This is a genomic window from Novosphingobium sp. ST904, assembly GCF_001298105.1.
In the GTDB taxonomy this organism is placed as follows: Bacteria; Pseudomonadota; Alphaproteobacteria; order Sphingomonadales; family Sphingomonadaceae; genus Novosphingobium.
In genome coordinates this window covers 77,773-91,797 of the sequence record NZ_LGJH01000146.1, presented here as the reverse complement: position 1 = coordinate 91,797, position 14,025 = coordinate 77,773, and the positions used below count along the sequence as shown (strand labels likewise).

Sequence of the window (14,025 nt, the reverse complement as noted above, 5' to 3'; positions counted from 1 at the left end):
GAAGTCTTGAAATATCGACATATTCCATCGCCTTCCCTTCTTGCGCTGAGCCATTTTGCCTCAAACCTCGATGGTGCCGTTTATGAGTTTACGACCTAGATGCGAAAGCGCTTCATTCGGGTGCCGTCGGCAATAACTTCGTGCGCGCAGTTGTGTCCCGGCGCTCCGGTGACGCCGCCTCCGGGATGCGTGCCCGCACCGCACATGTAGAGCCCCCTGATCGGGCCGCGATAGGATCCGTGGCCAAGCACCGGACGCGCCGACCACATCTGGTCCAGCGTCAGGTTGCCATGCATGATGTCGCCGCCCACAAGGCCGAATTTGCGCTCCAGCCCCTTCGGGCTCAGTATCTGCCGTCCCAGGATCGAGGCACGAAAGCCGGGGGCCTGGGCTTCGACCGTATCGATGATCGTATCGGCGGCCTTGTCCTCCTCGTCATCCCAGTCCCTGCCGCCGGGAAGTTCGGGGGCGAACTGCTGGCAGAAGAGGCTGGCTACATGTTGGCCCGGCGGGGCCAGACTGTCGTCGATGGTCGAGGGGATCAGCATCTCGACGATGGGCTTTCGCGACCAGCCGTGGGTTTTTGCGTCAAGGAACGCCCGGTCCATGTAGTCCAGAGTTGGCGCGATGATGATGCCGGACCTGTGATGTTCGCCTGGCTCCGGCAGGCAAGTGAAGCGCGGCAATTCGGATAGGGCCACGTTCATCCGGAAGGTGCCGCTGCCCGCCTTGAACCCTTTCATCCGGCGGGCGAAGTCGGGCGAGAGGTCGCTTGCTGCGACCATCTTCCCATAGAGAAGCTTTGGGCCGACATTGGCGATGACACGCGGCGCGGCAATCTCCTCGCCGCTTTCGAGCCGAATCCCCGCGACCTTGCCGCCATCGACAAGGACCTGCTCTACCGGACTTTCCAGACTGATCTCTACACCGAGACCGCGGCACACCTCTGCCATGATGCGGGTGATTTGACCCATCCCGCCCACTGAGTGGCCCCATGCTCCTTTCTTACCGTTCACTTCGCCGAAGACGTGATGCAACAGGACGTAAGCGCTGCCCGGCGTATCGGGCGAGGCATAGTTTCCGACGACCGCATCGAAACCGAAGGCAGCCTTCACGGCCTCGCTTTCGAACCAGCCGTCAAGCAGGGTACGTGCAGACTTGGTGAACAGGTCGAGCACGTCTCGCTGAGCTTCGATCGGGAGGCCCGCAACCCGTCGCCCTTGCAGCGCTGCATCGATCAGGCCGCGCCAGCCGTCTCCGGCATTGGGAGGAGACTTGAGGGCAAGGTCGCGCAGAACTTCGGCAACGCCTTCAAGTGCATCGTAGTAGGCCGGGAGGATATCCGCATCATGCGGGGAAAAGCGCCGAAACTCGGCCTGAGTACGCTCCAGCCCGCCACCGAGCTTGAGGTAGCGGCCGTTTTCCTGCGGCAGGAAGTTCGAAATCGGTCGCTCGATCACGCGGTAGCCATGCTCCGCCAGCTTCATGTCGGCAATGACCTTGGGCTGGAGCAGGCTTACGGTATAGCTGGCGACCGAATTGCGAAAACCCGGATGGAACTCCTCTGTAACCGCCGCGCCGCCGACGACACCGCGCCGCTCGAGAATACGTACCTTCAGTCCGGAACGGGCGAGGTAGAACGCGCAGACCAGGCCGTTGTGTCCGCCACCGATGATGAGGGCATCGTATCTCTTCGTCATGCTAGTCGATCTCGTTGTGCTTGAGCCAGAGCCAGATGGGAAGACCCAGCGCCATCAGGACGAAGCTGAGGCCGCTGGCGCCGATCCCGGCGCCCCATAGGGTCCACAGAGCATAGAGCGCGCCGAGCAGCGCGGGGATGCGCGCAACGCCGAGCCTGAGCGCGGCAAGCGCGCAGGCAAGATAGAGCCACAGCGTTGCAGAGGTCGACAGAAGCAGGAGGTATTCGAACAGGGCCTGCATGGTCCTGCTGGCGTTCAAGGCGGCAAAGCAGCTGGCGACAACGGCGGAAACCAGAAGAGCCCGCCTCGCCGTTCCGCGCGCGTCGGTTTCGGCGAGCCAGTGCGGCAACAGGCGACGACTGGCCATGTCCCGCACCATTTCTGCTTCAAGCAGGGTCCACCCGTTCAGCGCGCCGATGCAACTGATGACGGCGAAGACGGCGATGAGCATCGCTGCGTTACCGTCCCAGAAACGGGCGACGAAAGTGGCGAACGGCGCTGCCGAATGCGAAGCGAGGTCGCTGGGCAGGAGCAGGGCGATGGCAGAGCAAACCATCAGGTAAAGCGCACCGGTCAGCGCGGTGCCCCAAAGCGTGGCCCGCGCGACGTTCACTTTCGGGTTGCGTACGCGCGCGGCTGCGACGCTGGCGGATTCGAAGCCGAGCAAGGCCCATAGCGTCAGGGTGGCGGCGCCGTTGATTGCGCCGGAACGAACTTCGGAGGGATCGAAGGAGGGCAGTTGGGCCTTGCCACTGGCAAGGATATGGACGGCCAGCACTATGACGACCAGCAGGGGAATTATCTTGAGCGCCAGCGTGACGATCTGGAAGTTCCCCGCAGCGCGCATACTGCGCAGGTTTATCAGCGTCACCAGCCAGAGCAGGGCGATGGCGGCAAGGGCGGGGACATGTTCGCCCCGTCCAAGAAACGGTACCATGCTGGACAGGTAGCTGACCGCGGCCACCGCGATCGTAACCACCGAGGTCCACAGCGAGACGAGATAAATCCAGCTTATGAAAAACCCGGCGGTCTTGCCGAAGGCGTCGGTGACGAAACCGGCGGGGCTGCCGGCTTCTGGACGGGCATGTGTCAGGCGGCTGAGAACGAAGGCGAGGACGAGAGCGCCGCTGATCGTCGTCAGCCAGCCGATCACGCCGTTCCAGCCGAACGGAGCCAGGCTGGCCGGCAGCAGGAACACGCCTGAGCCGATCATGTTTCCCATGACCAAGGCGATCGCCGCCATCAGGCCGAGGCTTCCCGACGATGTGGTTATAACGGAAGCCTTGCCCCCTGCCTGTTCCGCCTCGTCCCAATCGCCTGCCATGCTGTATCCCTGAATGAAAGGCAGCGGCCCCTATGGCATGACTACGCTATTTTCAACGGGGAGGAAGTGGGGAGGAAGTGCGGGGCGATCCACGCCGCCTAGAACCCTCTTGCCACGCCTTCGCGCCGGGGATCTGCGCCGCCGATATAGCCGTTCGGCGTGGCGACAATCGCCTGAAGGCCCGATTCCTCGCCCCTTGCGGTCGACAGGGGCATGTTCCTTGCCGCCAGCCCCTCCATGATCGGCGCGGGGAAGACGTCCGAACTGTAGGTGTCGCCCTTGGCGACGAGGTTGGGCAGCGTCACTGCATCCTGCGGCGACATCTTCCAGTCGAGCAGGGCGACCAGCACCTTGAGATTGTAGGCCTGAATGGCGCTGCCACCGGGCGAGCCGGCGGCAGCGACGAATTTGTGCTGAGGGGTCAGGACGATCGTGGGAGCCATGCTGGAACGCGGACGCTTGCCGGCGGCCGGCGCGTTCGCCGCTTTCGCCCCGTCGTCGTCCGTCGGGCTGAACGAGAAATCGGTCATCTGGTTGTTGAGGAAGAACCCGCCTACCATGCGTCCGGAGCCGAAGATGCTTTCAACCGTCGTGGTCATCGAGACGACATTGCCTTGCGTATCGACGATGACGATATGGCTGGTGCCGCCGGGCTCATTGGTGCCATCGGGCCCGAACTCCGGCGCTCCCTTCGGTTTGCCGAAAGTGACCGGCCTAGCTTTTTCGCCCACCAGCGCCGCGCGCTCCTTAGCGTATGAGGGGTTGAGCAGACCTTCGAGCGGCACTTTCACGAAGGCCGGATCGCCGACATAGCGGTCGCGGTCGGCATAGGCGAGGCGGCTTGCCTGCGCGAATTCGAACCATGCCTTTTCATCGCTGGCGTTGCGCTTGTCGATGTCGGTATGTTCGAGAATGCCGAGCGCCATCTGAAGGCCCGGCCCGCCGGAAGGAGCCTGCGGCGTGCAGACCAGATACACGCGGTAGGTGCTGCACAGGGCCGGTCCGGAACGCGGACGGTAATTGGCAAGGTCCGCCAGCGTCATCGCACTGGGATAAGGCCCCTGGCTTACCCGATCGACGATCTGCTGGGCTATTGGGCCGGTGAGCAGACCGGAAGCGCCGAATTTCGCGATCCGTTCGAGCGAGCGGGCGTAATCCGGGTTTTTCAGACGGTCGCCCGCCGCATATGGCATGCCGTCCGCCTTGGTGAAGTAGCGCCTTGCGTCAGGAGCCGAGGCCTGTGGTGCCTTGCGCTGGGAGATCATTCCGGCGAGCCGCGGGCTGACAATAAAGCCGTCCTGCGCGAGCTTGTGCGCTTCGCCGAACAATTCCGACCACGCCAGCTTGCCGTGATCGCGATGGGCCATGTCCAGCATGGCCACAGCGCCGGGAACGCCGGTAGAAATGCCCCCGAGCACCGCGTCGACGAACGGCAGGCGCTTGCCATCGGCACCCAGGAAAAGCCGGTCCGTCGCTCCGGCCGGGGCGACTTCGCGGCCGTCATAGGCGGTCGCCTTGCGCGTCTTCGCATCGTAGTAGACCATGAACGAGCCGCCGCCGAGACCCGAGCTTTGTGGTTCGACCAGACCGAGCACGGCCTGGATTGCGACCGCTGCGTCCACGGCTGAACCGCCTGCCTTCAGCACGTCCACTCCTGCCTTGACCGCCAGCGGGTTTGCGGCGGCGACCATGGCATGTCGTGCCGTCGCCGACTGGCCGGTCGGCTCGGCCGTCGCGGAGACGGCATGAGGCGTCCTGCCATCGGCGGGCATGGCTGCCGTCAACATCAGCGCAGACAGGCCAAGGGCGAGAGACGAGCGGCGCAAGGGCATTCTCCGGAAGGTGAGAGCAGGCATTTGCAGCGGCTTAGCGTCGCCCTTGCGGCTGCGCCACCCCCATGCGGCATTGCAATAAACTCACTGCAACTGACATAAAATCCACGTCAAAGCATCTTGCGCGAATTAGTTAGCACTCTAATTACCCGTCTCATGCAAGAACGACAATCGAGCGAAAAGGCTCTGGCCGCGAGGTTGGGGCCAGTTTCGCGTTCCTGGCAGCAAATGGCTGATTCGGCCCTGTCCTCCCTGGGAGTTTCGAACTCCTCGGCATGGGCGCTCGTTCACCTGCTTCGTCTCGGAGACGAGGTACGGCAGGGCGATCTGGCGCGCGTCATCAACGTGACGGAGCCTTCGCTGGTCCGCACGCTGCACCTGCTCGAAGACGCAGGCCTGGTGGAGCGTCATGCCGACGACAGCGATCGCCGGGCCAAGCACCTGCGGCTGACCGAAGAAGGATCTATCGTCGCAAAACGGATCGACAAACGATTGATCGAGTTGCGTGCAACGCTGCTCGATGGCATTCCGACTGAAGACGTCGAGACTGTCGTGCGCGTGCTTGACCGCATCGCCGCACGCATTGCGGAAAGCGCCGCCCGGCAATGACGAAACGTTTCGGACTGGACGCAGCGCTGTTTTCCGTGAAGGCCTACATGGCCTCGATGCTGGCCATCTACATCGCGCTGTCGATCGGGCTCGAACGTCCTTATTGGGCCTTCCTCACGTCCTACATTGTCGCACAGCCGTTGGCGGGCGCCGTCGTGTCCAAGGCGATGTTCCGCGTGATCGGCACATTCATCGGCGCGGGGATGGCGGTCATCATGGTGCCCGTGCTCGTCAACGCACCGGAATTGCTGACGATCGCGATAGGGGCATGGCTGGCGCTCTGCGTCTTCGTTTCCCTGCTGGACCGCACACCGCGTTCCTATGCCTTTGTTCTGGCCGGCTATACCGCAGTGCTTATCGTGCTGCCGAGCGTGGACGTTCCCGGCACGATCTTCACGGTGGCAACCTTGCGCGTGCAGGAAATCACCATCGGCATCCTCTGTGGCAGTTTCGTCCACGCGCTCGTGCTGCCGCGCTCGGTTTCCGCTTTCATGCTGCAACGGGTGGCCAACATTCTCGCCGATGCCGAGCGCTGGTCGAGCGATTCCCTGTTGCTCGATGGCGACCCGGCAATCGACAAGGAACGCCAGCGCCTTGCGCTTGACGTGACAGAACTGCACCAGCTTTCCATTCACCTCCCTTACGAGAGCACCCGCATCGCGCCGCGTATCCGCACGGTACGCGCCTTGCAGGACCAGCTCTCGCTCATCATGCCGCGGGGCGCCGCAGTGACGGACCGGATCGGGCAATTGCGCGCGGCAGGAAGCATTTCCGCCGAAGTCGAGAGCCTGCTGGCCGATACCCGTCACTGGTTTTCCCGGCTCGACGCGATGCCGCTCGGCGAGCGCGAGAGCGCGGCCACCGCGCTTCAGGAGCGCAGCCGCGCGCTGGAACCGCGTGTTGGCCCTGATTCCTCGTGGGACGAGCTTATCCTGCTCAGCCTGCTTTCGCGCCTTGCGTCCCTGATCGGCGCCCATCGCGACTGCCGCCTGCTCGCCGAGCAGCTTTCCACGCCGAGCACTCGCCCGATCAGTCCGCGTGCTTCCGAACTCGTGGAAGGACGTCGCGGCCGTGAACTGCACCGCGATTTCGGCGGGGCGACGCGCGCGCCATCGGCGCATTCTTCACGATCTGCATCGGATGTGCTCTCTGGATCGGCAGCGGTTGGCATGAAGGAGCCACGGCGGTCATGCTGGCGGGTGTCTTCACGGCATTGTTCGCGGCTGCTCCCGATCCGCTTGCCCCGCTGCGCGCGTTCTTCCTGGGAACGCTGATCGCGACGCTGATCGGGCTGCTCTATGGCTTCGTCATAATGCCGCGGCTCGACGGGTTCCTTGAATATGCCCTTGCCATGGCGCCGATGCTGCTCATGCTGGGAACGCTTATGCAGTCTCCCCGGTGGGGCGGCATCGCCTTGCCCATGCTGCTGGGACTGGGTTCGCCGGTTCTCGTTTCGGACCAGTATGTCGGCGGGTTCGCCGGTTTCGTGAACGGCGCGCTCGCCCAGCTTGTCGGCATCATCTACGCCATTGTCGTCATCCGCCTGCTCAACTCGACGGGGAGCCATGCGGCGATCCGCAGCACCGTGCGGGCAGGGTGGGCCGATATCGCCGAGCGCGCAAATCTGATGAGCCCGCCGGACGTGCGGGCCTGGATCAATCGCATGCTCGACCGGATCGCCTTGCTGGCCCCCCGTCTCGCCATGGCAGGCCGTTCCCCCGGTCAACCGCTTTACGACGCCCTGAGGGATCTGCGCACAGGCGTGGCGATCGGCGAACTGCGCGAACTGCGCCTTGCCCTTCCGCCGACCAAACGCGGGCCGCTTACGGAAGTTCTTCAGAAAGTGGGCGAATACTATCGCGGCCTGGATCCCGACCGTCCCGCTCCTGCCGACCCCATCCTGCTTGAGGATATCGACATCGCCATGACTGCCGTGTTGAACGACCAAGACCCCGATTTGAGCCGCGCCGGTGCGCTGGGTCTGGTCAGCTTGCGCCGCAACCTGTTTCCGGCTTCGAGCCCCACGCCGAAGGCGCTGGCGGCATGAGGGGTGAAGTCTCCATCGACGGGGTTTTCCTCCCCACCTTGCTGGTTCTTGCCGTCATTGCCTCGGTCATCACCCTGGTGCTGATGCGCATTGCCAATGTCATCGGTTTCTACCGCCTGTTCGCCTATCGTGCGGCGGTGGACCTGTGCCTCTACATCCTCGTGCTCGGGCTTCTCGTCTGGGCCTCTCCCTTGATCGGTTTCCGCCAATGAAGCGCTTTCTTGCCCGGCTCGCGCCCAGCCTTGCCACCACTGTCCTCGTCATTCTTGCCGCCGTGATCGCGATCTGGCTCTGGCGCCATTATGAGGACAGTCCCTGGACCCGCGACGGCCGCGTCCGTGCCGACGTCGTGCGCGTCACGCCCGACATCGGCGGCCTCGTCACTTCGGTGGAGGTGAAGGACAACCAGACGGTCAAGGCTGGCGACCTGCTGTTCGTGATCGACCGCCCGCGCTATTCGCTGGCCGTGGAGCAGGCGCAGGCGGCAGTAGCAAGCGCCCAGGCCCGGTTGGGACAGGCCCAGCGCGAGGCCAGGCGCGACCTGGCGCTTGGCGATCTCGTGGCCACCGAAACCCATGAGCAGAACGTCGCCGCCGTCGCCACGGCCCGCGCTGCGCTCGACCAGGCGCTCAGCGGGCTAGACAAGGCCAAGCTCGACCTTGCCCGCACCAACGTGCACGCTTCGGTCAACGGCACCGTGACCAACCTCGATCTGCATCCCGGCGACTATGTGGCGCCCGGCAATCAGGCCATGGCCCTGATCGACAGCGATTCCATTCGTGTCGAAGGCTATTTCGAGGAAACCAAGCTGCCGAACATCCATGTCGGCTCGCCGGTAACTGTCGTGCTCATGGGTGAGGAGCGTCCGCTCAAGGGCGTGGTCGAAAGCATTGCGGCAGGGATCAACGATACGACACGCACCGATTCGCGCAACCTGTTGCCCAGCGTCGATGCCACCTTCACCTGGGTCCGCCTTGCCCAGCGCATTCCCGTGCGCGTGCGCCTAACCGAAGTACCCAAGGGCGTGAACCTGATTTCCGGCCGCACGGCGACCGTTACCATCGAACAGCCCGGTGCCGGAACACGCGGCCGCACCAAGGCACTGTCTCAGCGTCAGGTTCAGGCTGCGCCTTCCGCGCCGGCCGTGGAGGCGACGCAGTGATGAGGAACCGCGTTTCGCTTCTGGTCCCCGCGCTTCTGGCCCCCGCGCTTCTGGGCCCTGCGCTTCTGGCGGGCTGCGCCACGGCCGGGCCCGACTATGCGCCGCCTGAAAATTCGGTGGCCAGTGCGCCTGCGGCCAACGGGCCGTTCGTATCCGGGCAGGGGCAGGCATTCTCGCAAGCCGAACTGCCGGACCGCTGGTGGCGGCTCTACGACGATCCTCGGCTTGATGGTCTTGTCGAGCAGGCGCTCGCCGCAAACGCCAATATCCGGGCGGCGGACGCGAACCTGCGCAAGGCGGACGCCGTCATCCGGGAATATACCGGCCAGAAGACGCTGGCCACGACTATCGGCGCCGATGCCGATCTCGAGCGAGACTATTCGACCACTTCGGCCGGGACCAACATGCCCGGCGTGCTGACGTACGATCTGGGATTGACGCTATCCTATCCGCTCGACCTGAACGGCAAGATCAAGCGCGCCATCGAAAGCAGTCTTGCTGACCGCGAAGCGGTGGAGGCGGCGCGAGACGCCGTGCGGATCAGCGTGGCGGCAGCCACGACCAAGGCTTACGCCGATGTCTGCGCGGCCAATTATCAGATCGCGACAGTCCAGAGAGTCATCACCCTGCAACAGCAGACCCTGGATGCGACCGGACGCCTCCAGCGAGGAGGGCGCGGCACCGCCTTCGATGTGAGCCGGGCACGCACCGCGGTAGAAAGCAGCCGGGCCAACCTTCCGGCGTTCCAGGCCAAGCGCCAGTCGGCGCTTTACCTGCTGGCAACCTTGCTCGGCAGGGCACCCGCTGACTATCCAAGGGAAGTCGAAGGCTGCGCTACGCTTCCGCGACTTTCGCAGCCGATGCCGGTGGGCGATGGTGCGGCGCTGATCCGGCGACGTCCGGACATTCGCCAGGCCGAGCGCACGATTGCTGGCGATACGGCGCGCATCGGGGTCGCAACCGCCGATCTTTACCCGACGGTCAGCATCGGCGGCGGGATCATCAACGACGGCAAGCTGGAGAATATCGGCAAGACGCACAGTTTCGGCTTCAGCCTTGGGCCGTTGCTGAGCTGGTCATTCCCCAATCGCCCGATCATTCACGCGCGGATCGACGCGGCCAACGCCCAGGTCGAAGCCGATATCGCGAAGTTCGACCAGACCGTACTGGACGCCCTGCGCGGCACCGAGACTGCGCTGGAGACTTACGCCCGCGATGCCGACCGGACCGACGCGCTTGGCCGGGCGAGCGACAGCGCAGGTCTTTCCGCGCAGCAGGCGGGCAAGCTGTTCCGCTTCGGTCGCAGCGACTTCCTCAATCTGCTAAGTGCGCAAGGTGCGCTGGCGACGGCGCAGGTCAACCATGCCGCTGCCGAAGCGGCTCTGGTGGATGACCAGATCGCGGTGTTCCTCGCACTTGGCGGGGGGTGGCAGCAGAGCCAGTAGGCTCTAACTCAAGCTGCCTTGCGGCGCTTGTCGAGGCAGGCTGCATAAGCCGCGAACAGGTCTTCGAAGTGGGCGTCCATGGTCCTTGCGGTGACCGCAGGGCGGGGCCGCTCCTGCACGACGGCGAGGATCGCTTCGGCTGCGGCCTGCGCATCGGCGGCGGCATAAGTCCGGCCCGCGCCTCCTGCTGCATGGTCCGCCGCGCCGCCCGCGTCCGGGACGATCACCGGAGTGCCGCTTGCACGGGCCTCTGCAGCTGTCATGCAGAAGGTCTCCGCCTCGCAGCCGTGCACCAGGGCATCGGCACTCGCCATGATGCGGGCGAATGCCGCGCGCTCGCGCTCGGGTGCAAAGAGGCGGACATGCGGATTGCCGGCGATGTGACGCAGGATCGTGCGCTGCTCGCGGCCTTCGCCCAGCATGACGAGGCCGATTGGCGTCCGTTGGCTTGCCATGCCCACAGCATCGATCACCAGCGGCCAGCGCTTTTCGGGTGCGAGACGGCCAACCGCAAGCAAGAGCGCGGCGCTCTCCGGCAGTTCGCAGGCCGTGAGCAATTCGGCCCGAAGCGCAGGGTCTCGGTGAGCGGGCGAGAAGCAGCCTCCCTCGACACCCATCGGGATCGTCACGGTATGCGATACGCCGCCTTCGCCAAGCCGCCTTGCAAGATCGCTGTTGGCGCAGACGACGTGATCGAACCGGCGACTGTGGCGGCGCAGGTGCTCCCAGAATACCGAGAACTGCCGGTCTATGGTCTCGCGAGAGAAGACGTTGCCGAGCCAGCGATAGGCGTAAGCGGACAGCGGATCGGCATGCATGACCAGACTGCGCGGTGCATCGCCCGGCCAGTCCGCCACCAGCCCGGCACTCCGCCAGGGTGATGTCGCCTCCACGAAATCGGGCGCTTCGGCATCGAGCGCGGCGTGGAGCCGATCGGGCTCGTTGAAGTACCAGTACTTCCGGTCCAGCGGGAAGCGCGGGCTTTTTACCAGGACGATGCGGGCGCCGGGGCCACGTTCGATCACAGCATCCTCGTCCCCGGGGGCAAGGATGACGATCTCATGGCCCATGGCCGGGCCGATCCGCAGCTTCTGTTCCACGTAAGTGCGTACGCCGCCGCCGTGGGGCGAATAGAAGGCACAGACGTCGACGATTTTCATTTGTCTCAAGACCTTTGCCTGAAGGGGCGCGACACCGAGCCCGCTGCGGTAATTCATGACGATGCGCAGGCTCGTGAGCCCCGTGCCGGCGGCGGCGCTCGCCTTGCGCACGTTCGGCTTGCCCCAACCCAGCTTCGGATTGCCTGAGAAGCCGATACCGTCGATCTTCCAGTCGAACTTGCGGTCGTCGTCGCGGTCGTGAAGCAGGCTGACGGCGTAAGTGCCGGGTGCGGGCACACGGATGCAAAGGCTCGGGACGCCGCTGGAAGGCAACGCCGCCTCGACGCGGCGGAACGTCTTCCCGGCGCTGACGAGGACGTTGTCGTCGGCAAGGAAGTCTTTCTCGTTGGCGGGGTAGACCTCCAGCCGGAGCCTGCCGCTCCTGTCCTTGAGGCCTACGGGCTCGACGACGAAGGCTGGACCGCTCTCGTTCGGCCGGCACCGACCTTCGGCCTTGCCCAGATCGGGCGTGGAGGGAATGAGGGCGGCGGCAAGCAGCACGATGAAGGCCGGTGCGTTCATGCCGACTGCTCGGGGATGGCCAGATCTCTGCCTGCCAGCAGCGCCCCTAGCACGAGATGCGCCGCCAGGATCAGGCCCGCCATCAAGGTCATGAGCGCGCCGATGTCACGCTCGTGGCCGAGGGCGAGCACTGCGACCCCTGCGAACAGCAAATCCTTGTTGGGTATCAACGGCAGGCGGGAGACCAGCAGACGCAGCGTGGCAAGGAAAAGCCACCAGGAAAGCTGCACTTCGGGAAGAACCAGATGCCAGAGCAGGGCATTGAACAGCGTCGTCAGCGCGATCCGGCCGAAGTGGATCTGCGTTATCATGACGAGATCGGCCTGGGGCAGCGAGAAGACGCGGCGGCGCAGCAGCATGGCGGCCGCAGAAACGGCCAGCAGGACGCCGAGAGAGAGGGTCATCATCCGGCTGTCGAGCCCGAGCCGCGTTGTGCCCATGACCGGCACCATCACCGCCAGCAGAGCCATGGTCACCCCGTTGCCGGTCATCGCCGACAGGATGGCCACGTCCTTCACCGCTCCGAACGGCGCTGCTCCCAGCGCGACCCGGCGCCGCGCCCAAGTGTAAAAGTACGCCTCTCCCAGGTAGCCAAGCAGCAGTTCGTTGTAGACCTTCTTGCGCAGCAGCGCGAGCATGCCGGAGCCTGGGATGCCCCAGAGCCGCCGGAAAATGAGCCATTCGCTGGCCGGCGTCACAAGATAGCTCAGCGCGAAGACCACCCAGAAGCCGGGGGTCGCGGGCACCATCGCGATGAGATTCCGGAGGTCGAGCCCGCCCAGTTCATGGAAGACCGCGGCAACGACAGCGAGCGAAAGAATAATGGAAAACGCGGCGTTACGGCCACGACGCGGATCGCGGTCCTGCGGCGTCAGTTGAAGGGCCGGGGCATCTGGCGCCAGAATGGCGGCGGTCTCTGTCACGAAAGTCTCCGCGAATGGGGGAGGGGTCAGAGCGTGCGCTGCCGGGACGCGTGCCCCGTCCATGCACTGAGCCCAAGATTGCGGCGGCGGTTGTGTTCGCGCTGGCGGTGAAGCTGCGTCATCATCTCGAGGTAGCGCCGCGCCGCGCTTTCGACCTCGTAGCGCGCGGCAATGTCCCGGGCTCGGTCGGGGTCTCCGCCGAGCTCCCTGATGCGCGTGAGCCCTGCGGCAAACGCGCCTTCGTCCCGCGGCTGTACCAGCAGGCCGGTGCGACCTTCCTCGATCAGGCATTCCATGCTGACGCAGCAGTTCGTTGACAGTACCGGCAGACCTGCCGCCAGTGCTTCCACGACGACGCCGGGCAGGCCTTCGTAGTCGGAACTCAGCACGAAAACGTCTGCGTCGGCCAGCAGGGTATCGATCGTTCCAAGATAGCCGGTGAGGAAGACCCTTCCATCGAGGCCGAGCTGTCGGACCAGATTTTCGATGACTCCGCGTTCCGGGCCTTCGCCTGCGATCGTGAGGGTATCGGCCGGGCGGGCGGCGCGTGCGAAGGCGCGCAGCATCATGGCATGGTTCTTTTGCGGCGCGAGGCGTCCGGCTGTAAGATAGCGCGTTCCCCAGACCGAGCCGGGGCGCCTGTCGAACCGAGTGAGACGGGCAAGGCGAGCACGGGACAGGATCGGGTTTGCGATGACTTCCACCTGGCTTGCCCTGGCCCGCGTCGTTTCCCGGATTTCGCGCGCCATGGGTTCGGAAAGGCCGATCAGCCGGTCGAACATGCTGCCCTGGACGCGCAGCCATGCGCCATATCCGTGCCGCACCCAGGGAGACATGTCGGGCCGGTGCAGGGCATTGCTGACCTTGAGCGCCATGGGCGGCGCGTGTTCACCCAGCAACAGGCGCATCGCCGCACCGACCACGGCGTAAGTGTTGCCGGGCAGGAACAGCACATCGGCGCCCTGATCGACGAGGTAGCTGTAGAGCGAGTGGATCATCCAGGGCGTCTCCCACGACGCCGTGGGAAGGCGGGTGGGGATCTGCCAATAATCCAGTTCGGGCAGCCTGGAGAGATCGCAGCCGCTTGCCCGGCCAAGCACCACGGTCACCTGGTGCCCGCTGCGATCCCATTCCGCAGCGAGCCCCAGCGCCACGCGTTCAACTCCGCCCGGATCGGGGCTGTGCAGCGGCACCAGAATCCTGAGCGCGTCCGTCATGTGGCTCCTGCTGTCATGGCCTGGATCTTCGGGAAGACTCCGCCGAACCACGCGACCCGCAGCAGGCATGCCGATTAATTCCAG

10 protein-coding genes and 2 pseudogenes are annotated in these 14,025 nt (G+C 64.9%); 5 read left to right on the top strand and 7 right to left on the bottom strand.

The window, feature by feature from the left end; translation table 11 throughout:
• Nucleotides 1-95 precede the first annotated feature (95 nt).
• The 3 genes from ADT71_RS14330 to ggt all read right to left on the bottom strand — a co-directional run bounded on the left by ADT71_RS14330 (nucleotide 96) and on the right by ggt (nucleotide 4,796).
• Complete coding sequence (locus ADT71_RS14330) at nucleotides 96-1,700, bottom strand: NAD(P)/FAD-dependent oxidoreductase (RefSeq protein WP_054437828.1); 1,605 nt, start codon at nucleotides 1,698-1,700, stop codon at nucleotides 96-98.
• 1 nt (nucleotide 1,701) lies between these two features.
• Nucleotides 1,702-3,024 (bottom strand): amino acid permease, encoded by a 1,323-nt coding sequence (locus ADT71_RS14325; RefSeq protein WP_082370347.1) that lies wholly within the window; start codon nucleotides 3,022-3,024, stop codon nucleotides 1,702-1,704.
• A gap of 98 nt (nucleotides 3,025-3,122) precedes the next feature.
• Nucleotides 3,123-4,796 carry a gamma-glutamyltransferase gene (gene ggt, locus ADT71_RS14320; protein WP_369818261.1) on the bottom strand — a complete coding sequence of 558 codons (1,674 nt, stop codon included), beginning with the start codon at nucleotides 4,794-4,796 and terminating at the stop codon, nucleotides 3,123-3,125.
• A 288-nt stretch (nucleotides 4,797-5,084) separates the two neighbouring features.
• On the opposite strand from ggt, the gene ADT71_RS14315 reads away from it, so the two are divergent.
• The 5 genes and pseudogenes from ADT71_RS14315 to ADT71_RS14295 all read left to right on the top strand — a co-directional run bounded on the left by ADT71_RS14315 (nucleotide 5,085) and on the right by ADT71_RS14295 (nucleotide 10,119).
• Nucleotides 5,085-5,465, top strand: coding sequence for a MarR family transcriptional regulator (locus ADT71_RS14315; RefSeq protein ID WP_231635882.1), 381 nt, complete (start codon nucleotides 5,085-5,087; stop codon nucleotides 5,463-5,465).
• Nucleotides 5,462-7,512 (top strand): annotated as a pseudogene (locus tag ADT71_RS14310) (FUSC family protein). The gene ADT71_RS14315 and the pseudogene ADT71_RS14310 overlap by 4 nt, the downstream one beginning before the upstream one ends.
• On the top strand, nucleotides 7,509-7,724 hold the full coding sequence (locus tag ADT71_RS14305) for a DUF1656 domain-containing protein (RefSeq protein ID WP_054437824.1): 216 nt from the start codon (nucleotides 7,509-7,511) through the stop codon (nucleotides 7,722-7,724). Before ADT71_RS14310 ends, ADT71_RS14305 begins: the two are co-directional and overlap by 4 nt.
• The gene (locus tag ADT71_RS14300) at nucleotides 7,721-8,674 is read left to right on the top strand and encodes an efflux RND transporter periplasmic adaptor subunit (RefSeq protein ID WP_082370345.1); all 954 of its coding nucleotides are present in this window, start codon (nucleotides 7,721-7,723) and stop codon (nucleotides 8,672-8,674) included. The genes ADT71_RS14305 and ADT71_RS14300 overlap by 4 nt, the downstream gene beginning before the upstream one ends.
• Nucleotides 8,674-10,119 carry an efflux transporter outer membrane subunit gene (locus ADT71_RS14295; RefSeq protein WP_054437823.1) on the top strand — a complete coding sequence of 482 codons (1,446 nt, stop codon included), beginning with the start codon at nucleotides 8,674-8,676 and terminating at the stop codon, nucleotides 10,117-10,119. Before ADT71_RS14300 ends, ADT71_RS14295 begins: the two co-directional genes overlap by 1 nt.
• Before the next feature lie 8 nt (nucleotides 10,120-10,127).
• Here ADT71_RS14295 and ADT71_RS14290 read toward each other — a convergent pair whose 3' ends face one another.
• From ADT71_RS14290 to ADT71_RS14280, 4 genes and pseudogenes are all read right to left on the bottom strand, one after another.
• Nucleotides 10,128-11,279: a glycosyltransferase gene (locus ADT71_RS14290; RefSeq protein WP_054437838.1), complete on the bottom strand. Its 1,152-nt coding sequence runs from the start codon at nucleotides 11,277-11,279 to the stop codon at nucleotides 10,128-10,130.
• A 12-nt stretch (nucleotides 11,280-11,291) separates the two neighbouring features.
• Nucleotides 11,292-11,801, bottom strand: a pseudogene (locus tag ADT71_RS30375) (DUF2141 domain-containing protein); the annotation flags it as partial.
• Nucleotides 11,798-12,724 (bottom strand): hypothetical protein, encoded by a 927-nt coding sequence (locus ADT71_RS14285; RefSeq protein ID WP_054437836.1) that lies wholly within the window; start codon nucleotides 12,722-12,724, stop codon nucleotides 11,798-11,800. The pseudogene ADT71_RS30375 and the gene ADT71_RS14285, both read right to left, overlap by 4 nt.
• 26 nt (nucleotides 12,725-12,750) lie before the next feature.
• Nucleotides 12,751-13,941, bottom strand: a complete 1,191-nt coding sequence (locus ADT71_RS14280; protein WP_054437820.1) for a glycosyltransferase — start codon at nucleotides 13,939-13,941, stop codon at nucleotides 12,751-12,753.
• Nucleotides 13,942-14,025 lie beyond the last annotated feature (84 nt).